The following is a 22,553-nucleotide window of genomic DNA, read 5'->3' on the forward strand; positions in this document are numbered from 1 at the left end:
CCCAGATTGGGAAGTAGAAAGTTATATTTTTTACTCAAGGACCAGCTATCGATTTTAAAAGTTGGAAGAGATAAGCTCTTTAGAATACTTAGGGCCAACCACATGTTGGTACAGCCCCAAAAGCGATATCATATAACAACAGATTCACATCACCGATTCAGAAAACATAAAAATTTAATAAGAACAATAGAAATAGAAAACCCTGAATCTGTTTGGGTAAGTGACATAACATATGTTGGAACTAGAGCTAATCCATCTTATTTGGCATTGATAACCGATGCCTATTCAAAAAAAATAGTAGGATATAATGTGTCAAAATCTTTGAGTGTTGAAGGCTCGTTAAAAGCCTTAGAGATGGCCACGGGTAATCGAAAAGATAGAAGCTGTCCTTTAATACATCACTCAGATAGAGGTTTGCAATATTGTTCCAACGACTATCAAAAGCTATTGAAAGATAATGGCATCAGTCCAAGTATGACCGAGAAATATGACCCCTATGAAAATGCGATAGCAGAGCGGGTAAATGGAATTTTGAAACAGGAGTTTGATATAGCCAGAAGTATTGAAAACTTTGGCACTAAGGAAAAACTAATTAAAGACGCCATAAAAATATACAACAATGCTAGACCACATTTATCGAATTATATGTTAACACCAGTACAAATGCACGAACAAAATCAATTGAAAAGAAAACAATACAAATCAAAAAAGCTGAACAATGATAACATTGTTCAGCTTTAATTTATAAATTTAATCCTTTAATAATCTGTATCGGTTATTTAGGACTAGACAAAGTATAAATTTATTTAATCGTTTTCAATGTCTAACACCGCTGTTGAGTTTTGCATTTCCAGTTTAAAAATACTAGGAGGGTTTTTACCAGAAACACTAATATATTCTTCATTCAAATTATTGTCGCTAACCATAATAGTATTTAACTTTTTTAAGTTAATGAACTCTATTGGCAAACTGCCTGTAAGCTGGTTAGTAGATAAAATTAATTCTTGCAAATTTGTTAACTGTGCCAATTCAACTGGAATCTCACCCTCTAATTTGTTATCCATCAAACTTAGTTTTTCAAGTTTAGATAGAACATAAATATCATTTGGAATGGTTCCTGTTAAAAAATTGCTCCCTAATAAAAGTTCCTTTAAGTTTGTTAACCCCATTAAAGCTTGCGGAATATTGCCTTCAAACTTATTACTGTATAGTTTTAAAGATTCTAATTGAGTTAATTCACCTAGTTCTGACGGTATTTTACCTTCAAATTGATTCATAAACAATTCTAAAGACTTTAATTCTTTTAAATTTTTTATTGAAGACGGAATTGTTCCTTCTAATTTATTAAAACCTAAATTTAATTTCTTTAAATAAACTAAACTCCCTATTTCGTGTGGCAAATTACCTTGAAGGTTATTAAATTGAAGGTTGATTTCTACAACTTTATCGTTCTCAACTTTAATACCATACCAAGTATTAACGGATGTATTTACATTCCATGTAGTATTCCACTGACTGCCATTGGTAGCATTGTAAAGTGCTATTAAAGCATCTTTTTCAGAGGATGAAACATCAGCAAATGAATATGCTGTTATAAAAAAAGATAGAACAATAAGTTTTAAAGTCTTCATGATTGAATAAATTTGGGATTAATTCTAGTACGAATATAATTCCAAAACCGACTAAAAACTATTTTATTCGATGAAATGCATTTTTTTTTAACAAACACTAATCGACGAACTGCTCTATTTCTATTTGTATAAACTCCCATTTGTCCATGGCGTCTTGCAAATCGGATTTTAATTTTTGATATTTATCAAAGAAATTTGGTTTAGAAGTAACCGCTTCATAGTTGGTTTCAAGCTCTAAATCAATCTTTTTTATATCGCGTTCCAATTTATTGATTTCAGCTTCAATATTGCTTAATCTATTGTTTAACGATTTGAGTTTCTTTTGGTCATCGTAAGATTGTTGCTTCTTTTCCTTAGGCGTTTCTTTAACTACGGTTCGTTTTTCAACTTCGCGTAAACTTTCCACATTACGTTGCTCTAAGTAATAATCAATATCACCTAAATACTCTTTCAGTTTGTGGTCCTTAAATTCATAAACCTTATTGGTTAAACCTTGAAGAAAATCACGGTCATGCGATACTAAAATCAGCGTACCTTCAAACTTTTTTAATGCTTCTTTCAACACATTTTTAGATTTGATATCTAAATGGTTGGTAGGCTCATCCATTATTAAGACGTTAAATGGCTGCAGCATTAATTTTGCCAACGCCAAACGGTTGCGCTCACCTCCAGAAAGCACACGTACGTATTTCTCAGCTTCATCGCCTCTAAACAAAAACGAACCTAAAATATCACGCACTTTACTTCTGTTTGTCTCGTTAGCAGCGTCTATCATGGTATCTAAAACCGTTTTATTGCCATCTAAATACTCCGCTTGATTTTGCGCAAAATAGCCAATTTGTACGTTATGCCCCAGTTTTAAATGTCCTTCGTACTTTATATCGCCCACCATTATTTTGGCCAAGGTAGATTTGCCTTGTCCGTTTTGCCCAACAAAAGCCGTTTTACTATCGCGTTCAACCAATAAACTTACGTTTTTAAATACTTGATTGTTACCATAGCTTTTAGATATTTTCTCCATTTCCACCACCACTTTTCCGGGCGTTATGGAAACAGGAAAGTTAAGCGTCATCACGCTATTGTCATCCTCATCAACTTCAATTCTATCAATCTTATCCAGTTTCTTTATTAGCGATTGCGCCATGGTTGCTTTTGATGCTTTGGCACGAAACTTTTCTATAAGCTTTTCGGTTTGTTCTATTTGTTTTTGTTGGTTTTTCTGAGAAGCCAATTGCTGTGTTCTTAATTCTTCACGCAACACCAAATATTTGGAATACGGTTTTGGATAATCGTATATTCTACCTAATGAAATTTCAATGGTTCTGTTGGTTACATTGTCTAAAAACATTTTATCATGCGATACAATGGCAACAGCTCCCGTATAATTTTTCAAAAACCCTTCCAACCAAATAATTGACTCAATATCCAAATGGTTGGTAGGCTCATCCAGTAATAATATATCGTTATTTTGAAGTAGTAATTTTGCCAACTCAATACGCATACGCCATCCACCAGAAAAAGTATCGGTTAGTTTATTAAAATCTTCACGTTTAAAACCTAAGCCTTGAAGAATTTTTTCGGTATCACCTTGGTAATTGTAACCTCCTAAAATTTCGTATTGGTGTTGAAGCTCGTTAATATCAACCATCAACTGGTGGTAACCTTCACTCTCATAATCGGTCCGTTCAGCCATTTGGGTATTAACCGCGTCCATTTTAGCTTCCAACTGTTTTATTTCGGTAAACGCTTCGTAAGCTTCCTCAAGCACCGTTCTACCTAAAATAAAATCAATATCCTGCTTTAAAAAACCAATTTTAAGTTCTTTATCTGTCGCTATCTGCCCCGTATCCGGCTCCATTTCTTTCGACAAAATTTTAAGCATGGTCGATTTTCCTGCGCCATTTTTTCCAATAAGGCCAACTCTATCGCCATTTACCAATTTAAAAGTAATATCTTCAAACAAGTATTCGCCTTGAAATGAAATCGATAAATTATGAATGTTCATCATAGAAATGTAACTTTTGCTACAGAAACTTACTTATTAAACCTTATTTTTGTCCTGTAATTGCGAATGCAAAAGTACATTAAATAATATGTTTAAAAAAGGCTCTAAATTATATAGTATTTTTACAGGTTCTTGCCCGAAATGTCACGAAGAATCCATGTTTAAAAACAAAAACCCATACATCCTTTCCGAAGCGCTTAGCATGAACGAAACATGCAGTAACTGCGGCACAAAATACAAGATTGAACCCTCGTTTTTTTATGGTGCCATGTACGTAAGTTATGCGGTGGGTATTGCCTTTGCCGTAGCTGCTTTTGTAATTTCGTTTGTTATTTTAAAGGCAAGTATTGATATCGTTTTTATATCCATTGTTGGCACTTTAATCGTATTCATGCCCATTATTATGCGACTTTCACGAAATATTTGGATCAACTTTTTTATGCACTACGATAAAACCCTGGCTAAGAAGAAATTGAATTAAGAATTACGAATTATGAATTACGAAAGTTGAAAAAACGGAACAACAGTGGTCTTCTAAAATCGTAAATCAAAATTTCAGCCTTTGGGCGTTACCCTAAAGGGTAGGGTTTGTAGTTTATCCTGAGCGCAGACGAAGGGTGCAAGTCCTCGCTCCTGCGTCGCTGTGGTCTTTTCACTTCACCCCCTAACGCACTATCAGCCAACTAACCGGAAAAACGAGCAATATCAATCTCTTTTTCAAGAGGTTCGCTCTTTTCAATAAAATTATAAAGTTTTTGCGCCACATATGGTCCAATCATAACGCCACGCGTTCCCAAACCGTTTAAAACAAACAGGTTTTTATATATGGGATGCGCACCAACCAACGGACGTCTATCTTTTACCGTAGGACGAATTCCAGCCACTTGATTTACTACCTCAAATTCACAATTAACAAGCTTTCTAATCTTGGTTTCAAGCTCTTCTTTGGCAATGTTTGTAACTTCGGCACTCAAATCCTTCCATTCATAAGTGGCACCAACTATATATAAATCGTCTCCTAACGGAATTAAAAAAACACCTGCTTTTAAAACATAGTCTATTTTTAAATTTGGCGCATGTATGGTTAGGAGTTCTCCCTTTGCTGGCACCAATGGTAAATGATTAAAAAACGGATTTTGTTTTACCCCAAAACCTTCAGCAAACACAATATGTTTTGCTTGGATATTCCCATATTGAATACTATCGGTTTCAATCTTTAAATCATCATAGTTAAAAACAGATTCAAAAAGTAAATTATTATTTAATAGATAAGATTTATAAGCATCCAGTAGCGCCTTTACATCTATACGGCCCGTTTCTAAAACCTCACCAAAACCAAAAGACGCATCTATGGATGGATTTTCGTTTTTAACTATTTTGGGCGACAAATAGTCTGAAAGTATGGGTTTATCAGAAGCCGTGAACCAATCGTTTTGTTCTTCTAATGATGCAAATTTTCGGTAAACCGGAATTTTATAATCCAACTTCTCATTTAATTCAGTCTCCAATTTAGCGTACATAGGCAGTGCTAAATCGAGCTGTTCCTTACATTTCCAAACAGGTGTAAATCGCTTTAAAACCACCGGATTGTACAAACCTCCCGCTACAGTTGATGATTGTTGCGATGCATTATCAAAAACCACGAACGTTCTATTGTTGGCTCTTAACTGTTCACAAAAGCTAATGCCTGCTAACCCAATTCCTACTACTATATAATCCACTTGCATCATGCCGCAAATATAAGAACATTTTGAAGTTTATTTTAAGGTTTAGATGGCACCCAACCTGAGAAATTATAAATATTTTTCTGCTAATCCGTAATCAATCATAATTAAATACTCCATGTCTGGTCGAGCGCAGTCGAGACCTTATTTTGAAGTTATTAAAGTTCAGTAACCTCTCGACTGCGCTCGAGGAGACAGTAATTTATGATTGATTACGGATATTAAAAAGATTTTTCACAAAAAAAACACCCACAAAATTTGCAGGTGTTTTAGGTGTTATAAATGAGGTTTTTAAATTAATATGTCCACATATCCAATTCAAAATCTCTAATTTTCTCTTTAATTCTTTCAGACTCCAACAGTTGCATTAAAGCATTATCTGATATGTATTCAGTAACAGCTCTATCGCCTTGTACATTTTCTTCTTTATAAATATAAGCTTGAAAACGTCTTGCATTCAACACATGATCGAATGAAAATGGCATCGAACTATTTTTGTTATTGAACGATTTAGCTTCGTGCAGTACGCCTCTAGCATCTGGGAAAAACACCCAAAATAATTCTACTAAATCTTGGGTATCAGAATCTATAAAGTTAACGTCTGGTGCTACTGGAGCAATTCCTAACAATCTGTATTTCATTTCAGATTGACGTTTATCAAAATACCAAAGTCCTTTAATGTGATATTCTGTAATGTCAGCAGCTGTAATATCTCTTCTATCGATATACTCAGCCGATAATTCTTCACCTGCGTTTAATTGTTCAATACCCAATTCGGTAGTGTCAACTTTTACCAATGAAGCTTCAATATCTTTTAAAGTACGCTTTGTTTTAAAATAAGAATCATCATAAATGTTTTTGATTTTTCCGTTTTTGATGTTCTTCATAAGTACATCATACAAACAACGTCTGTCGCTACCAATATTATTAGTATCTATTGGATAGTACAACGGAAAATTAGCACGTTCATCTAAAATGATTTTCTCCCAAACCATTTTAGAAAAAAGGATATCTCTATCGTCTACATAGCCATATTCTAATGGTTTATCATTGTCGATAGCCTTTTGTGCATCTGTTCTAACGCCTATTTCTTGTGGACTTTTAGCGTTTAGAATATTAGCTTGAGCAAATACTCCTGATACTGCAAAAACAGTTGTAACGGTTAATAAAAAACTTTTTAATTTCATCTTATATCGCATTTTAATTACTAGGAAATTAACCAAATGGCACTCCTAATATTTTAGTTTGTTAACTCGATAATGATTGGAGATACTTTTTTAAGTATCACGCTAACACCGCTAGCTTTAGCTTCAATATCGAATATTTGAACGTCTGTTCCTCTTTTAGCTTTAAGTAATGCTGATTTAGCTCTACTATCAAGCTTGTTTCCATTTACATCTATGGTTGGTTGCCCTGGTACTTTAAATTTGAACCCTGTAACATTTAATGGTAATTCGAAATCGAAATCATCAAACTTCGCTCCAACTGTTGAAATTTCAAGAGCGTTGCGTTGCATTTTAATAGCGCCGTCTTCACCTCTTATGGTTCCAGTTGGTTTTGGTAAATCTTTAATTCTGAAAGTTGCTCTATCACCTACTGGTTTACCATCAGGCAATTTTCCTGTAACGTTAATAGTAACTTCTCTACCTTGAATTCTTGTAGCATCCATAACATATTTGCTGCCGCTTACTCTACTCAATCCTTGTGCTGAAGCGGATACATTGTTATCGGGAATACCCGCAAAAGAAATAGTCATAGGGTTTTGAACACCACGGTAAACTACGTTCATTTTATCTGCTGAGATAGTTGCTGAATTTGGTTTAGCTACAGTTGCGAATGATGATTTTACAGGAACTTTAGTTTCTTTACCATCTTCTAAGAAAATTAAGTTACCTTCAATTTTATGTTCACCAACACCACCTGTTCCAATTTTCAACTTCACTTTACCTTCTGAAATTTCATATTGATTAGATGCTAAAGGTCTTCCGTCTAAAGTTAATTCAACTCTGCTTGGTTTTGTTGAAGAATCTTTACGACCTAATACTATTTGACCATCAAACTCTTCTCCATTAAAATAAGCTGATTTTGAAGTTTCCATTAAGGTGGTATAATTGGTCATAGACAACTGAATTGCCTGAGTGCCTGCCAACATGGTTGATAATACTTCTGATTGTGTTGTTTTAATATCAGTTTGAATTTGCGTCATTTTTGTTAACGATGCTACTAAAGGAAATCCTTTATAGTGATAATCTAACCAACTTTGTTTATTACCGTCTCTATTGGTTACATCGTCAGTGCTAAATTTTTCTTTTACATCTTTAACAACATTTTGCATTCCTTTTTCGCCAGCTAATATCTTAATTACACCGTCTCTATAAGCTGCCATTTGAGCTAAAAACTCTTCACCTGCTGGCTTTAATTTTGCGCCTTTAAAGAAATTTTCGTCAAGGTAATCGCCTTTGTCCATTATTTCATAATCTGTAGGATCGTCTAGTTTTGCAACCATGTTACCCTTCAAGGTTTCTAAATAAGTGTCGAATTTTGATGCCAATTCACCTATTTGGTCTGCTTTAGATTTTAATGATACATATTTTTCCGGTTGATCTTCTGCTTTTTGTTCTAAGTTTGCCATGAAAGCTGTATTTCTTTCACCTGTAGCTTGATTAGACTCGGTAAGCTTTTCGTTCATTAATCCGAATGCTGAAAGCACTTCTTTAGACATATTTAATGCGAGCATCGCTATAAATATTAAATACATCAGATTAATCATTTTCTGTCTGGGTGATAAATTTCCTCCTGCCATGTCTAATTAGGTTTTTGGTTAATTATTAAATTTGGGATTAACCCCTAATTAGTTCTTATTCATAGCAGATAGCATACCACCGTATACACCATTTAATGAAGATAAGTTAGATGCTAAAGATTGCATTTGTTCTTTTAATTTAGCCGCATTTTCAACAGACTCCTCATTAATAGTTGCTTGTCTACTAGCACTTTCTAACTGTACTTTATATAAGCTGTTTAAAGATTCCATTTGTGCTGCTGCCAATGATAGCTCTTCACTGTATTTTTTAGAAGCCTCAATAGAATTTGCACTAGATGACATATTTTTTGCTGCACCTTCAAAGTTTTTAATACTTTCTCCTAAACTTGCCATTAATTCACCATCAATTTTAGCGTCTTTTAATAACTCGTCTAATTTTTTGGATAATAAACCTTGTGGGTTTTCGCTTTTTTCTTTTTTGTTAGATTCTCCTCCAGCTAATTCTGGGTACACTAAAGACCAATCTAAATCTTCATCAACTGGTTCGAATGCTGATAATGCAAAAATAATTGCTTCGGTAACAAGACCTAATGTTAACATGGCGTTACCTGTGATAGGTCCAAACTCCATATGAGTAATTTTAAATAGAGCTCCAATAATTACAATTGCCGCTCCTAATCCGTAAGCCATATTCATGAACTTTTTACTTGCTTTTGACTGTGCCATAATTTCGATTTTTTAATTTAAGTAAATACTTAAGTAGGTTAATTAATAGGTTAAATTTATTATTGATTCGATTTTTGATTAAAATGTATTCGTTTTATTACTATTTACCAGTTACTTGTGTCCCCATGTAATCTTGAACTGTTCTAAAACCAATATAGCTTCTTGCAGAATCTGCATATTCGTAATCTCTTGAACTTACTTGTAAAAAGTATGCTACATCTTTCCAAGAACCACCTCTAACAATTTTACGTTGATTGTTTTTATCATTAACACTTGGGTTAATGGTTGATGTATATTCATAAGACGACGGATCATACGAAGCGTTTACCCACTCTGCCACGTTACCTGCCATATTATACAAATTGTAATCATTAGGTTCATAAGACTTAGCTTCTACAGTATATAATGCTTGGTCTGCAGCGTAATCACCCCTTACAGGTTTAAAGTTTGCCATAAAACAACCTCTATCACTTTTTGCGTAAGGTCCTCCCCAAGGATATGTTGCAGCTTGCAGGCCTCCACGAGCGGCATATTCCCATTCAGCTTCAGATGGTAACCTGAATGTATTTACCATTGTAGCTCCTTTTCTTGATTTTTGATATGAGTTTTTCTTAATAGTTCTCCACTCACAAAATGCTTTTGCTTGTTTCCAAGTAACACCAACTACAGGATAATCGCTATAAGCATCATGCCAAAAATAGTCGTTATGCATTGGCTCGTTGTAAGAATAAGCGAAATCTCTAATCCAAACAGCAGTATCTGGATATACTTCTATTTCTTCTTTCACAATGGCATCTCTACGTTTAATCCCTCTGTTTCTAGCAGCTTCTTGGATATCCATATAGCTATATTGGAACTTAAACTTTTTTACATCCCAAGTACGTTGACCATTGTAAGAATCTTCTAAAGGCAAGTACATGGTGTCCATAACTTCAGTATAATATTCATCTGGATATTTAGAAGTATCGAAAATTAAATCAATATCACGGTTGATTTTTCTTCCTTCATACCCTGTTGGGCCTAAACCTGTGTAGTTTTCGAACATGTACTTTTCGTAAACCGACATATTGGCTGTATCTGCATCTTTAAAAGCAAATTCACCAATACCACCATCATCTGGCACCTTTCCAACTTCATCGGCCAAAACCGCCAACTTCATTCTGATAATAGAATCTCTTACCCAATTAACAAACTCGCGGTATTCGCTATTTGTTATTTCAGTAGCATCCATATAAAAGGCTCTTACTGTTGCGGTTTTTGCTGGAGCATCTTGCACACCGGCTAAATCGTCATCACCTTTACCCATTATAAACGCACCACCTGGAATTAGTTCCATTCCATAAGGTTTTTCTGGGTGCCATTTTTTTCCTTTAACACCAACTAACTCGCCCTTGTCGTTTGAGCCACAACTAGCAAGTATTGTCATTACTGCGGTTAATAATATAAACTTCTTCATATCCATAGAAAACTCGAGGTTAATTATTTAAGCTTTATTTTGAGAGCGTAAACATATTTATATATTTTTTAAAAAACAACTTTTTTATAGAAAAAAATACGTTTCATCGTAAAAAAATAACGTTTTACCGATGAAATGTACACTTAAGCTGTTTTAAATGTTAAATACAATTCTTTTGGAACGCTTTATACCAGCGGTCTGGCACCTTATTATCACAGGCATCTAGATAATCTTGGTGCATGCAAGGTAATAACGTATGTCTCTTTAATTTATTATTAATTTCTGATAAAAAAGGAATTTCAATCCACCATCTGCCTGTTTTATTGCTTTTATAAAACACCAATTCCTGAGATTCTACCAGGGTTATATATTTTTGATAACTGCTATCATCTGTAAAATCATCATCTTTTACTCTATAATTAACACCTTCTATAAAGTACCAAAGCATTTGGGATATTAACATGGAAGTAATATCATCATCCTTAGAAGGCTTATACTCATAAATACCAAAAGAACTCACTTTATTGCTGATACCTGCATAACGAGCTATGGCACAAATTTCTTTTCCGGTAAGCCCATTAGGTGAAAACTTTTGATTTAAACTGACTTCGGATGCCTTTACCGAACTTAAATCGACACTTACAATATTAGCGTCTCGCATTACAGGTTCGGCAATAGTAATGTCTTTTGATACATCTCCTAATCTATAGGATTCAAAATAAAGACTATCCATTAAATCCTTTTCTTCCTGCGAATTAAAATAGGTTTGATAACCTATGGTTGCATAATTAAACAGATTATAAGGTTGATCTAAAATTATTTTACCTACAAAACTGTCATTTTTTATGGGTTTGCTAGAATCACCTAAATCAAATTTACAATCCACATTCACTATATTCACCATTGGCATAATAGTATCGTATGCTCTGTAATTAGGGTAGGTAAGATCTTGGGTTCCTCCTAATATAATAGGTATGATGTTTTTTTTAATTAAAATAGCAATGGTTGTTTTTAAAGCAAAGTAGGTATCTTCTACACTTTCTCCTTTATTAATGTTACCTAAATCGGCAATAGTAGTATGCCAACTCCCTGGAAAAAGACCATAAAATGACTTGCGGATTTCGTTTAATTGAAACTCCTCTCCTATATAATTAACATCATTTCTATTTTCAAGAACGCCAAGAACAGCAATATTTACGCCTTCTAAATCTGGAATTCCTTTTTGTGCAGAATGAATTCTAATTTTTCTACCCAATGCTTGTAAAGAGAGTAACTCGTTATGAGCCAAAACCACATCTGAAACAGGTGAAAGAAAATTAAAATTCATTTAAAATATACTGTTTTGTATTAAAAGTTTTTTCTCCATTAGCTTACATACAAATATGACAAGAAATAGTGACTTATTGCGTGTGGTTAACATAAAAATAATCTGCAAAAAATTAAAATTTAACAATTTAAGGCACTGCTTTTTATCTTTTACTGAAAAGTACCGAAAATTTATTTCTTCTTTGCAGTAGGCTTCTTTTTTGCTGCTTTTTTCTTGGGTGCTTTAGCTTCAATTAAAGCTTTGGCTTCTTCTAAAGTCATTTTCGATACATCAACCGACTTATCCAACTCCACTTTAATTTTCCCTTTCAGTACATTGTGTCTTCCCCAACGGGCTTTTTCAACACGAATACCTTCTTCTTCCCAATTATGGATAACCTTATCAATGTCTTTTTGGATTTTGGTCTCGATAAGTTCCACAATATCTTTATCTGATAAGTTGTCCCAATCGTATTTACTGTTCACGTTAATGAACATATTGTTCCATTTGATAAAGGGTCCAAAACGTCCTTTTCCTTTTTGAACAGGTAATTTTTTATAGGTATAAATTGGGGCATCGGCCTCCTCTTTTTCTTTAATTAAAACAATGGCATCATCCAACTCCACACTTAAAGGATCTACGCCTTTTGGAAGCGAAACAAAAGCATCACCAAACTTAACATAAGGTCCAAAACGTCCGTTATTTACCTCAACCTCTTCACCTTTATAGGTGCCTAAATTTTTAGGAAGTTGAAATAAATCCATCGCTTCTTCGTAAGTAATGGTATTTAATTGTTGATCTGGACTTAAGCTTGCGAACTGAGGTTTTTCATCATCATCAGGCGTTCCAATTTGCACCATGGGTCCAAATTTACCCAAACGCACACTTACTTGTTTACCTGTTTTGGGGTCGGTTCCTAAAACTCGTTCGCCCGATTCTCTATCAGCGTTTTCTTGAACATCTTCAACCTGTGGATGAAAGTCTTTATAAAAGGCTTTCATCATTTTAGTCCAATCTTCTTTTCCTTCAGCAATGTTATCGAAATCTTCTTCAACTTTAGCCGTGAAATTGTAATCTAAAATATGTTCAAAATGATTCACCAAAAAATCGGTAACAATCATTCCAATATCCGTTGGCACCAATTTCCCTTTATCAGATCCTACTTTTTCGGTAAGTGTTTTGTCTTTTACCACACCTTTTTTAAGTATAAGCTGTGTGTAAGCGCGCTCAACACCTTCAACCGTACCTTTTTCAACATAATTTCTTTGTTGAATGGTTGAAATAGTTGGCGCGTAAGTTGACGGACGCCCGATACCCAATTCCTCCAATTGTTTTACCAAAGAAGCTTCGGTGTATCTGTATGGCGGACGTGTATAACGCTCGGTAGCTGTTATATAATTATTAAGCAAGGTTTCGTTGGTTCTCATTGCCGGAAGCATACCTTCTTGCTCTACATCTTCATCATCGGTACTTTCTAAATAAACTTTTAAAAACCCATCAAACGTGATAACTTCTCCATTTGCTGTAAAAGTTTCATTGTGGGTTGATGCTGCAATTTTTACATTGGTACGTTCCAATTCCGCCTCACTCATTTGTGATGCGATGGCGCGTTTCCAAATTAAATCGTACAAACGAGCCTGATCTCTATCAATATCAACCGAATGCACTGCAAAATCGGTAGGACGGATGGCCTCATGCGCTTCTTGAGCGCCTTTGGCTTTTCCTGTGTAATTTCTTGGTTTACTATATTTTGAACCAAAAGCACTTTCTATTTCTGCTTTAGCGCCATTTCGAGCTTCATCCGATAAATTCACACTATCAGTTCTCATATATGTAATTAAACCCGCTTCGTATAGGCGTTGCGCCATCGTCATGGTTTTACTTACCGAAAAATAAAGTTTACGAGATGCTTCTTGCTGTAATGTTGAAGTTGTAAAAGGAGCTGCTGGCGATTTTTTAGCTGGCTTTTTCTCTAGATCTGAAACCTTAAAAGTAGCTGTAGCATTTTTTTCTAAAAACTTTTGGGCTTCTTCTTTGGTTGAAAAGGTTTTAGGCAACTTCGCCTTAAAAGTTTGTCCTTCTTCATTTGAAAACTCAGCATCAATTCTATAGGATGCTTCTGCCATAAAATTTTGAATATCGCGTTCACGCTCTACAATCAATCTAACTGAAACCGATTGAACACGACCTGCCGATAAACCCCCTTTTACTTTACGCCAAAGAACGGGTGACAGCTCATACCCTACAATTCTATCCAATACACGACGTGCTTGTTGCGCATCTACCAAATCGTAATCAATGCCTCTAGGGTTTTCAATGGCTTTTTGAATGGCCGTTTTAGTAATTTCATGAAAAACGATACGTTTTGTTTTGTTTTTATCCAATTTTAAAGTTTCTGCCAAATGCCATGCAATAGCTTCTCCCTCGCGGTCCTCATCACTTGCCAACCAAACCATATCGGCATTTTTAGCTAAGTCTTTCAGTTTTTTTACAACTGCTTTTTTATCTTTTGAAACTTCATATTTTGGTTTAAAATCACCCTCAACATTCACACCCAATTCCTTTGAAGGAAGGTCTGCTATATGCCCAAAACTAGACTCTACTTTAAAATCTTTTCCTAAAAATTTCTCGATAGTTTTTGCCTTTGCAGGTGACTCTACAATTACTAAATTCTTCGCCATACTTGATTTTTTCTAGCTACAAATGTATATGAAAAAAAGTTTATCTGCCTAATTTTAGGGATTATCTGTTTTACTTTCAAATAAAAAAAGCTGCATTTTCAAATGAAACACAGCTTTTTTTATGAAGATTTTTATGATTTACTCATAAGACATTCCATAACTTTCTTTATCTCCGTGGCTTTCCTTTTTATCAAAACCAACAGATTCTTTATAGATGAAGTAAATGGGTAGGTATGAAAATGATGCCGTTACATAAATACCTACACAACACATCAACATACCAACTATTCCCGCTAAAAACCCAGAAACAATCATCAAACCAAAAGTTAATAACCATTTCTTATTTCCTAACTTAAATCCTGCTTTTACAATTTCAGATGTCGATAATTCAGGATTGAAAGCAAAAATAGCATTCATCAAAGCTAAAGGAACCATCACATATATTATAGGTAAAAAACATAACAACATAGCTGCAACCGAAATACCGAAAGTAGCTAGAGACAACTTAATAACTTTGCCCAAATACGGTTTCTTTAGATAGTAGAAATAATCATCAGCGCCCATTTCTTCTAAATCCTTCAACTTACAGATTCTATAAAAAGAGGCTTTCATACCAAAACCAATAACCATGGCAAAAATTGAGAAAAGAATTGCAAATATGACAAATGGAATCATTAATAACGGTCTAAAATCCTGCATGTTCTCCATATTTTGAAATGATTGCGGGTCAATCAACCCCATTCCAAGCATTGGCAAATACATTATGATATAAAAAGGCACCATTAAAAGCATGATTAGTAATAACATAACCAAACCTTGAACCCAAACTTTTTTAAATAGTTCGATGGATTGATTAAAAATGGTTCCAAAATCTAAAGCTTTTGCCTTCTCAATTTTATCTAATAAAGTGTCAATTGTATTCATTTATAGGAAGTATTGGTTAGTTTTCTACCAAAGTAAATACATTCCTATATATTTTCAAAATTTAATAAATTTTTAAATATGACACTTTGTCACAAAACATAAATATATTGTATCTTTGCATGCTTATTGAAAATACGTGTTTACAGCAAACTATGGAAAAGATAATAGACGAAAATAAACAAGGGGAAACTTTAGTTATTGAACAGAAAGAAGGCAACAAACGCAAACTTTTTATTGAAAGTTATGGTTGCGCTATGAATTTTAGCGATAGCGAAATTGTTGCTTCCATTTTAGCAGACCAAGGTTTTAACACCACCCAAAATTTAGAAGATGCCGATTTAGTTTTGGTAAACACCTGTTCTATTCGCGATAAAGCAGAACAAACCGTTCGTAAACGTTTAGAAAAATACAATGCAGTAAAACGCTCGCACAACCCTAAAATGAAAGTTGGTGTTTTGGGCTGTATGGCTGAACGACTGAAAACTAAATTTTTAGAAGAGGAAAAAATTGTTGATTTGGTGGTTGGACCCGATGCTTATAAAGATTTACCAAACCTTTTAGCTGAAGTTGACGAAGGACACGACGCCATTAACGTAATTCTTTCTAAAGAAGAAACGTATGGTGATATTTCTCCCGTACGTTTAAACAGCAATGGCGTTACCGCTTTTGTTTCTATTACACGTGGTTGCGATAATATGTGTACGTTTTGCGTGGTGCCTTTTACCCGCGGACGCGAACGCAGTAGAGACCCACAAAGTATTATTGAAGAGATTAACGATTTATGGAGCAGAGGTTATAAAGAAGTAACCCTTTTGGGCCAAAACGTTGATAGTTACCTTTGGTACGGTGGCGGCTTGAAAAAGGATTTTGAAAAAGCATCCGATTTACAAAAAGCTACAGCCGTTAATTTTTCCAACCTATTAGATATCTGTGCAAAAGCACAACCTAAAATGCGTATTCGTTTTTCAACCTCCAATCCTCAAGATTTAACGATGGATGTGGTTGAAACCATGGCAAAACACCCTAATATTTGTAATCATATCCATTTACCGGTACAAAGTGGAAGCAACCGTATTTTAAAAGAAATGAACCGTTTGCACACGCGCGAAGAATACATGCAATTGATTGATAATATTAAGCGTGTTATTCCAGATTGTGCCATCAGTCAAGATATGATTGTTGGATTTCCTACCGAAACGGAGGCAGATTTTCAAGATACGGTTTCGTTAATGGACTATGTAAAATACGATTTTGGTTATATGTTCACCTATTCTGAACGCCCAGGAACGTTGGCAGAACGTAAAATGGAAGATGATGTTCCTGAAGAAACAAAAAAACGAAGACTTGCTGAAATGGTTGAGCTTCAACAAAAGCACAGCGGCTTCAGAACCAGACAAAACTTAAACACGGTTGTAGAAGTGCTTATTGAAAAAGAGTCTAAAAAATCTAGTGAACATTGGTCTGGAAGAACCCAACATAGTTTGGTTACGGTTTTCCCAAAAGGCAACTATAAAATTGGCGATTTTGTAAATGTACAAGTTACCGATTGCACCAGTGCGACACTTATTGGGGAAGCGATTGGGTATTCAATTAATATTTGAAAATTAACAATGATTAAGTTCAAAACTTTTCAACTTTTAACTTTCAACTTTTAACTTAATAATGGAATCAATTCAAGCTATAAAACAACGTTTTGGTATTATTGGCAATACTCGTGCACTAAATCGTGCCATAGAAAAAGCGATTCAAGTGGCTCCTACCGATATTTCCGTGTTGGTTACTGGCGAAAGTGGCGTGGGTAAAGAAAGTATTCCAAAAATAATACATCAGCTTTCACACAGAAAACACAACAAGTACATTGCGGTAAACTGTGGCGCAATCCCCGAAGGCACTATAGACAGTGAACTTTTCGGTCATGAAAAAGGGTCGTTTACAGGAGCAACCCAAACCCGTGAAGGTTATTTTGAAGTAGCCGATGGCGGTACTATTTTTTTAGATGAAGTTGGCGAGCTTCCGCTTACCACCCAAGTACGCTTATTACGTGTTTTGGAAAATGGCGAGTTTTTAAAAGTAGGTTCCAGCAAAGTGCAAAAAACCAATGTGCGTATTGTGGCGGCTACCAACGTGAATATGTTTGAAGCCATTGAAAAAGAAAAGTTTCGTGAAGATTTATTTTACCGTTTAAGCACCGTAGATATTCATTTACCTCCACTTCGCGATAGGCAAGAAGACATACATTTATTGTTTAGAAAATTCGCTAGCGATTTTGCTCTTAAATACAAAATGCCCACCATCAAACTTACAGATGCAGCGGTACAAATGCTTTTAAAACACCGTTGGGCAGGAAACATTCGTCAGTTACGAAACATTGCCGAACAATTGTCGGTTTTAGAACAAAACAGAACCATTTCTGCCGAAACCCTAAAAAGTTATTTGCCCGCAACATCTAGCAATTTACCCGCAGTCATCAAAACTTCAAAAGCTGAAAGCGATTTTAGTAGCGAACGCGAAATTCTATACAAAGTGTTGTTTGATATGAAAAGCGACTTGAACGATTTAAAGAAGCTTACTTTAGAACTGATGAAAAACGGCAACACCAAAGATGTTGAAAAAAACAATGAAAGCTTAATTCAGAAAATTTATGGCAATGATGAAGACGACGCTGAATATGAAGAAGATACTGTAGACAATAACGAAGTGCTTTCTATTCCAGAACATGCGGTAAAACGCGATGCTTTAGATACAATTCCAGACAAATATCATTTTGCTGAAGAAATTGAAGAAGAAGAAACCTTATCGTTACAAGACAAAGAATTGGAATTAATAAAAAAATCGCTTGAACGTCATCAAGGAAAGCGTAAATTAGCAGCTGCTGAATTAGGTATTAGCGAGCGTACGCTTTACAGAAAAATAAAACAATACGATCTGTAAATCATCGTTACTTTAAAAATGTTTTTCAGGGAATTATCAAAACAATGAAACAATTAAAACATCTCTTTTTATTATTAATCACGCTAACTTTAATGGGTTGTGGATTTTACTCTTTTACAGGCGCTTCTGTCCCTGCTAATGTAAAAACCTACCAAGTAAATCGTTTTGAAAACAATGCCCTTTTAGTTGAACCTGGTTTGGAACGCGATTTTAAAATTGCTTTGGAAGATTTAATTCAAAATCAAACCAACTTAAATCTTGTGCCATCTAATGGCGATTTAGTTTATGAAGGCGAAATAACCGATTATCGTATATCACCCACCACAGCAACATCACAAAATACAGCAGCACAAAATAGATTAACCATAAGTGTTAAAATCAGGTTTTTCAATAGAAAAAAAGAAGAAGATGATTTAGAACAAAGTTTTTCGTTTTTCTATGATTACGCAGGGAGTTCCCAATTAATTGGCGCAACAAAAACGACGGCTCACGAAGAAATTTTCGAACGTTTAACCCAAGATATTTTCAATGCTACTTTAGCGAAATGGTAATACAGTCACAGTTTTCAGTCACAATAAACATCAATTACTAGAAATATAATTAAATTTGGCTAAGCCAATGAACAATACCGATTTTACATACTTACTTCAGCATCCGCAAAGCATTACCCACCAGCAAACCGAAGCTGTAAAATCTATTATTGATGAATTTCCTTATTTTCAATCGGCACGCGCATTGTACCTTAAAGGTTTAAAAAGCCAAAGCAGTTTTAAATATAACCAAGAACTTAAAACCACTGCTGCTTATACAACCGACAGAAGTATTTTATTCGATTTTATAACTTCAGAGATATTCATTCAAAATGAAATCTCAGAATTAATAAAACAAAATACCGATCAATTAAAGGATATTGATGTTAATGTTGAAGATATTTCAGTAAACAAAAAGGTAACTATCGACGATAATTTAAACAAACAAATTACCGAAACCACAGGTGTTTTAGACCCTTCTTTATTTGAACCTAAAGAAACACAGCCTAGTAAAATAGCCCATTTTGATTTAGATGAAACGGAATCCAACGATGAAAAAACTCCCGTAACACCATCTGCCAGCAGTATTTTAAAATTAGGAAAACCGTTTGAGTTTGATAGAAACGAAACCCATTCTTTTAACGAATGGTTGAACCTAACACGTTTCCAACCCATTGAAAGGACTGAAAAACCTGCAAGAAAAACAGAAGAAACCAATACTAATTCAAACTCAGATAAACTTAAAAAATTTGAATTAATTGAAGAATTTATCAACAAAAACCCAAAAATAAATCCGAGCACATTTTCACCTTCCAAAGTAAATTTGGCCGAAGCACAAATGATACAACCCGAAGCTTTAATGACCGAGACGTTGGCACGAATTTATGTTGAACAAAAGAACTATAAAAAAGCAATTCAATCTTATAAAATTTTAAGTTTGAAATATCCAGAAAAAAGTGGTTTCTTTGCAGACCAAATTAAGGCAGTAGAACAAATACAAGAACAAAATAACAAGAAATAATGAGTACGTTTACAATATTTTTAGCATTAATAGTTGTGGTAGCATTTTTACTAATTGTAGTAATCATGGTTCAAAACCCTAAAGGTGGTGGGCTATCTTCATCTTTTGGTGGTGGCGGCACACAACAATTAGGAGGTGTAAAAAAGACAACAGACTTTTTAGATAAAAGCACCTGGACATTAGCAACTTTATTATTGATATTAATTTTATTATCTAATGTTGCCATCAACAGAGGTGGTGAAAGTGCAGATTCTAAAGCTTTGGATTTAGATACAACCACATCGCAACCTTTGCCAAAACCAGCACAACCAACAAACGATACTGCTCCGGCAGAATAAGTTATGCCACTATAAAAAATAGCAAAATGCCAACTTAAAATAAGTTGGCATTTTTTGTTACTGTAAGTTTGTCAGTTTACCAGCATTGGCACACTTTTAGACTAATACAATCCCGTAAACATTAATTTTTAACTTAAAAATATTTCATATGTCATTAAACATTAAACCATTAGCAGACCGCGTTCTTATTGAACCTGCTCCCGCTGAAACTAAAACAGCATCCGGAATCATCATTCCAGATAACGCTAAAGAAAAACCGCAAAAAGGAACTGTTGTTGCCGCTGGTAAAGGCACCAAAGACGAGCCTATTACCGTTAAAGTTGGCGATACTGTTTTATATGGTAAATATGCTGGCACCGAACTTAAATTAGAAGGTAAAGATTATTTAATAATGCGCGAAAGCGACATATTAGCAATTATCTAAAAGCTATACGCAATAAGCTTTAGGCTAAAAGCATGAGAGACTTTAAAAAGTATCATATTTGGAATTTGAGTCATGAATTAACCTTAGAAATTTACTCTATTACTAACTCATTTCCAAAAGACGAAATTTACGGTTTAACCTCTCAAATAAGAAGATCTTCAGCCTCAATACCTACAAATATTTCGGAAGGCTGTGGCAGAGATTCAGATTTAGAATTCAATAGATTTCTAACTATAGCATTAGGGTCGGCTAGCGAAACCGAATACTTAATCATTTTAGCAAAAGATTTAGGTTATATAGAAGATAACCAAGCTAATGCTCTTATTGAAAAAGTAAACGTAATTAAAAGTAAAACACATCAATTAAAACAAAAATTAAAATAGCTTATGGCATAAAGCCTAAAGCATAAAATCAAAAAAATTATGGCAAAAGATATAAAATTTGATATTGAAGCACGCGACGGTTTAAAACGTGGTGTTGACGCTCTAGCAAATGCAGTAAAAGTAACATTAGGTCCCAAAGGTCGTAACGTTATTATTGGTAAATCTTTCGGAGCACCTCAAGTAACTAAAGATGGGGTTTCTGTAGCGAAAGAAATTGAATTAAAAGACGCCCTAGAAAATATGGGCGCACAAATGGTAAAAGAAGTAGCTTCTAAAACCAACGATTTAGCTGGTGATGGAACAACTACCGCTACCGTTTTAGCACAAGCTATTGTAAAAGAAGGTTTAAAAAACGTGGCTGCGGGTGCAAATCCTATGGATTTAAAACGTGGTATAGACAAAGCGGTTGAAGCTATTGTTAAAGACCTTGAAAAGCAATCTAAAAAAGTTGGCAACTCTTCTGAAATGATTAAGCAAGTGGCTTCTATTTCAGCTAATAACGACGAAACTATAGGTGATTTAATCGCTAAAGCTTTCAGTAAAGTTGGAAAAGAAGGTGTTATCACTGTAGAAGAAGCTAAAGGTATGGACACCTATGTAGATGTTGTTGAAGGTATGCAATTTGATAGAGGTTATTTATCTCCTTACTTCGTAACGGATACTGATAAAATGATTGTTGATTTAGACAATCCTTACATCTTATTATTTGACAAAAAGATTTCAAACTTACAAGAAATACTTCCCATATTAGAACCAGTAGCGCAATCTGGTCGTCCATTATTAATTGTTGCTGAAGATGTTGACGGTCAAGCCTTAGCGACTTTAGTAGTAAACAAATTACGTGGTGGATTAAAAATTGCAGCCGTAAAAGCTCCAGGATTTGGCGACAGACGTAAAGCTATGCTTGAAGACATCGCTATTTTAACTGGTGGAACCGTTATTTCTGAAGAACGTGGTTTCACTTTAGAGAATGCTGATTTAAGCATGTTAGGTACTGCTGAAACTGTAACAGTTGACAAAGACAATACAACAATTGTGAATGGTTCTGGTGATGCTAAAGATATTAAAGGGCGTGTAAACCAAATTAAAGCACAAATTGAAACAACAACGAGCGATTACGATAAAGAAAAACTACAAGAGCGTTTAGCTAAATTAGCTGGTGGTGTTGCTGTTCTTTATGTTGGTGCTGCTTCTGAAGTTGAAATGAAAGAGAAAAAAGACCGTGTGGATGATGCGTTACACGCTACAAGAGCTGCCGTTGAAGAAGGTATTGTTGCTGGTGGTGGTGTTGCTTTGGTTAGAGCAAAATCGGTTTTAGAAAAAATAACTACTGAAAACCTTGATGAAACAACAGGTATTCAAATTGTAGCACGTGCAATTGAATCGCCATTACGTACCATTGTTGAAAATGCAGGTGGCGAAGGTAGCGTTGTAGTATCTAAAGTAATGGAAGGCAAAGGATCGTTTGGTTACGATGCGAAGTCTGAAACTTATGTAGATATGCTAAAAGCAGGTATTATCGATCCTAAAAAAGTAACGCGCATTGCTTTAGAAAATGCAGCTTCAGTAGCAGGAATGATTCTAACTACCGAGTGCGCTTTAATTGATATTAAAGAGGACGCTCCAGCTATGCCAGGTGGTATGGGTGGCGGTATGCCAGGAATGATGTAATCGAGAGCCTCGATACGCAAATATTTTAAAAACGCTTC

At 34.7% G+C, this 22,553-nt stretch carries 20 protein-coding genes; 10 read left to right on the forward strand and 10 right to left on the reverse strand.

Translation table 11 applies throughout. The features are described 5' to 3' along the window. On the forward strand, positions 1-741 hold a 741-nt coding region (locus tag ACGK9U_RS08065; protein ID WP_394465861.1), incomplete at its 5' end, for an IS3 family transposase. 65 nt (positions 742-806) lie between these two features. Here the strand turns inward: ACGK9U_RS08065 and ACGK9U_RS08070 are convergent. Beyond that, positions 807-1,631 carry a Two component regulator three Y domain protein gene (locus ACGK9U_RS08070; RefSeq protein ID WP_394465862.1) on the reverse strand — a complete coding sequence of 275 codons (825 nt, stop codon included), beginning with the start codon at positions 1,629-1,631 and terminating at the stop codon, positions 807-809. 97 nt (positions 1,632-1,728) lie between these two features. Then, complete coding sequence (locus ACGK9U_RS08075; RefSeq protein ID WP_394465863.1) at positions 1,729-3,639, reverse strand: ATP-binding cassette domain-containing protein; 1,911 nt, start codon at positions 3,637-3,639, stop codon at positions 1,729-1,731. Between the two features lie 85 nt (positions 3,640-3,724). Between ACGK9U_RS08075 and ACGK9U_RS08080 the strand changes: the two genes are divergently transcribed. Next, a complete protein-coding gene (locus ACGK9U_RS08080) occupies positions 3,725-4,117 on the forward strand; it encodes a DUF983 domain-containing protein (RefSeq protein ID WP_394465864.1) in 393 nt (130 codons plus the stop codon). Between the two features lie 202 nt (positions 4,118-4,319). On the opposite strand, the gene ACGK9U_RS08085 is transcribed toward ACGK9U_RS08080, so the two are convergent. The 8 genes from ACGK9U_RS08085 to ACGK9U_RS08120 all read right to left on the reverse strand — a co-directional run bounded on the left by ACGK9U_RS08085 (position 4,320) and on the right by ACGK9U_RS08120 (position 15,217). Then, complete coding sequence (locus ACGK9U_RS08085; protein ID WP_394466037.1) at positions 4,320-5,363, reverse strand: NAD(P)/FAD-dependent oxidoreductase; 1,044 nt, start codon at positions 5,361-5,363, stop codon at positions 4,320-4,322. A gap of 293 nt (positions 5,364-5,656) precedes the next feature. Next, a complete protein-coding gene (gldN, locus tag ACGK9U_RS08090) occupies positions 5,657-6,547 on the reverse strand; it encodes a gliding motility protein GldN (RefSeq protein ID WP_394465865.1) in 891 nt (296 codons plus the stop codon). Positions 6,548-6,600: 53 nt separating this feature from the next. Next, positions 6,601-8,163, reverse strand: a complete 1,563-nt coding sequence (gene gldM / locus ACGK9U_RS08095; protein ID WP_394465866.1) for a gliding motility protein GldM — start codon at positions 8,161-8,163, stop codon at positions 6,601-6,603. A 48-nt stretch (positions 8,164-8,211) separates the two neighbouring features. Further along, complete coding sequence (gene gldL, locus ACGK9U_RS08100) at positions 8,212-8,850, reverse strand: gliding motility protein GldL (protein ID WP_394465867.1); 639 nt, start codon at positions 8,848-8,850, stop codon at positions 8,212-8,214. 100 nt (positions 8,851-8,950) lie between these two features. Further along, on the reverse strand, positions 8,951-10,312 hold the full coding sequence (gene gldK / locus ACGK9U_RS08105; RefSeq protein WP_394465868.1) for a gliding motility lipoprotein GldK: 1,362 nt from the start codon (positions 10,310-10,312) through the stop codon (positions 8,951-8,953). Positions 10,313-10,466: 154 nt separating this feature from the next. After that, positions 10,467-11,633 (reverse strand): formimidoylglutamase, encoded by a 1,167-nt coding sequence (locus ACGK9U_RS08110; protein WP_394465869.1) that lies wholly within the window; start codon positions 11,631-11,633, stop codon positions 10,467-10,469. A gap of 170 nt (positions 11,634-11,803) precedes the next feature. Then, positions 11,804-14,293, reverse strand: coding sequence for a type I DNA topoisomerase (gene topA / locus ACGK9U_RS08115; RefSeq protein ID WP_394465870.1), 2,490 nt, complete (start codon positions 14,291-14,293; stop codon positions 11,804-11,806). A gap of 138 nt (positions 14,294-14,431) precedes the next feature. Then, complete coding sequence (locus ACGK9U_RS08120) at positions 14,432-15,217, reverse strand: hypothetical protein (protein ID WP_394465871.1); 786 nt, start codon at positions 15,215-15,217, stop codon at positions 14,432-14,434. Between the two features lie 152 nt (positions 15,218-15,369). On the opposite strand from ACGK9U_RS08120, the gene miaB reads away from it, so the two are divergent. The 8 genes from miaB to groL all read left to right on the forward strand — a co-directional run bounded on the left by miaB (position 15,370) and on the right by groL (position 22,515). Continuing rightward, positions 15,370-16,818 carry a tRNA (N6-isopentenyl adenosine(37)-C2)-methylthiotransferase MiaB gene (miaB, locus tag ACGK9U_RS08125; protein WP_394465872.1) on the forward strand — a complete coding sequence of 483 codons (1,449 nt, stop codon included), beginning with the start codon at positions 15,370-15,372 and terminating at the stop codon, positions 16,816-16,818. A 61-nt stretch (positions 16,819-16,879) separates the two neighbouring features. After that, complete coding sequence (locus ACGK9U_RS08130) at positions 16,880-18,148, forward strand: sigma-54 interaction domain-containing protein (protein ID WP_394465873.1); 1,269 nt, start codon at positions 16,880-16,882, stop codon at positions 18,146-18,148. Between the two features lie 44 nt (positions 18,149-18,192). Beyond that, a complete protein-coding gene (locus tag ACGK9U_RS08135; RefSeq protein ID WP_394465874.1) occupies positions 18,193-18,699 on the forward strand; it encodes an LptE family protein in 507 nt (168 codons plus the stop codon). 67 nt (positions 18,700-18,766) lie between these two features. Further along, on the forward strand, positions 18,767-19,699 hold the full coding sequence (locus ACGK9U_RS08140; RefSeq protein ID WP_394465875.1) for a hypothetical protein: 933 nt from the start codon (positions 18,767-18,769) through the stop codon (positions 19,697-19,699). Beyond that, complete coding sequence (gene secG / locus ACGK9U_RS08145) at positions 19,699-20,037, forward strand: preprotein translocase subunit SecG (RefSeq protein WP_394465876.1); 339 nt, start codon at positions 19,699-19,701, stop codon at positions 20,035-20,037. Before ACGK9U_RS08140 ends, secG begins: the two co-directional genes overlap by 1 nt. A gap of 148 nt (positions 20,038-20,185) precedes the next feature. Next, entirely contained in the window at positions 20,186-20,461 is a 276-nt protein-coding gene (gene groES / locus ACGK9U_RS08150; RefSeq protein ID WP_209653179.1) for a co-chaperone GroES, read from the forward strand. A gap of 32 nt (positions 20,462-20,493) precedes the next feature. Then, on the forward strand, positions 20,494-20,844 hold the full coding sequence (locus ACGK9U_RS08155) for a four helix bundle protein (protein ID WP_394465877.1): 351 nt from the start codon (positions 20,494-20,496) through the stop codon (positions 20,842-20,844). A gap of 39 nt (positions 20,845-20,883) precedes the next feature. Continuing rightward, on the forward strand, positions 20,884-22,515 hold the full coding sequence (gene groL, locus ACGK9U_RS08160) for a chaperonin GroEL (RefSeq protein ID WP_394465878.1): 1,632 nt from the start codon (positions 20,884-20,886) through the stop codon (positions 22,513-22,515). The last annotated feature ends 38 nt before the right edge of the window (positions 22,516-22,553 follow it).

Source organism: Mariniflexile sp. HNIBRBA6329, from assembly GCF_043558645.1.
Taxonomy (GTDB): domain Bacteria; phylum Bacteroidota; class Bacteroidia; order Flavobacteriales; family Flavobacteriaceae; genus Mariniflexile.

Excerpts from the sequence above, each read along its gene's own strand:
- ACGK9U_RS08110 (WP_394465869.1), bottom strand. The coding sequence starts at position 11,633 with ATGAATTTTAATTTTCTTTCACCTGTTTCAGATGTGGTTTTGGCTCAT.
- ACGK9U_RS08085 (WP_394466037.1), bottom strand. The coding sequence starts at position 5,363 with ATGCAAGTGGATTATATAGTAGTAGGAATTGGGTTAGCAGGCATTAGC.
- secG (WP_394465876.1), top strand. The coding sequence starts at position 19,699 with ATGAGTACGTTTACAATATTTTTAGCATTAATAGTTGTGGTAGCATTT.
- groL (WP_394465878.1), top strand. The coding sequence starts at position 20,884 with ATGGCAAAAGATATAAAATTTGATATTGAAGCACGCGACGGTTTAAAA.
- ACGK9U_RS08070 (WP_394465862.1), bottom strand. The coding sequence starts at position 1,631 with ATGAAGACTTTAAAACTTATTGTTCTATCTTTTTTTATAACAGCATAT.
- gldM (WP_394465866.1), bottom strand. The coding sequence starts at position 8,163 with ATGGCAGGAGGAAATTTATCACCCAGACAGAAAATGATTAATCTGATG.
- ACGK9U_RS08075 (WP_394465863.1), bottom strand. The coding sequence starts at position 3,639 with ATGATGAACATTCATAATTTATCGATTTCATTTCAAGGCGAATACTTG.
- topA (WP_394465870.1), bottom strand. The coding sequence starts at position 14,293 with ATGGCGAAGAATTTAGTAATTGTAGAGTCACCTGCAAAGGCAAAAACT.
- ACGK9U_RS08155 (WP_394465877.1), top strand. The coding sequence starts at position 20,494 with ATGAGAGACTTTAAAAAGTATCATATTTGGAATTTGAGTCATGAATTA.
- ACGK9U_RS08135 (WP_394465874.1), top strand. The coding sequence starts at position 18,193 with ATGAAACAATTAAAACATCTCTTTTTATTATTAATCACGCTAACTTTA.
- gldL (WP_394465867.1), bottom strand. The coding sequence starts at position 8,850 with ATGGCACAGTCAAAAGCAAGTAAAAAGTTCATGAATATGGCTTACGGA.
- ACGK9U_RS08120 (WP_394465871.1), bottom strand. The coding sequence starts at position 15,217 with ATGAATACAATTGACACTTTATTAGATAAAATTGAGAAGGCAAAAGCT.
- ACGK9U_RS08140 (WP_394465875.1), top strand. The coding sequence starts at position 18,767 with ATGAACAATACCGATTTTACATACTTACTTCAGCATCCGCAAAGCATT.
- gldN (WP_394465865.1), bottom strand. The coding sequence starts at position 6,547 with ATGAAATTAAAAAGTTTTTTATTAACCGTTACAACTGTTTTTGCAGTA.
- ACGK9U_RS08130 (WP_394465873.1), top strand. The coding sequence starts at position 16,880 with ATGGAATCAATTCAAGCTATAAAACAACGTTTTGGTATTATTGGCAAT.
- ACGK9U_RS08080 (WP_394465864.1), top strand. The coding sequence starts at position 3,725 with ATGTTTAAAAAAGGCTCTAAATTATATAGTATTTTTACAGGTTCTTGC.
- miaB (WP_394465872.1), top strand. The coding sequence starts at position 15,370 with ATGGAAAAGATAATAGACGAAAATAAACAAGGGGAAACTTTAGTTATT.
- gldK (WP_394465868.1), bottom strand. The coding sequence starts at position 10,312 with ATGGATATGAAGAAGTTTATATTATTAACCGCAGTAATGACAATACTT.
- groES (WP_209653179.1), top strand. The coding sequence starts at position 20,186 with ATGTCATTAAACATTAAACCATTAGCAGACCGCGTTCTTATTGAACCT.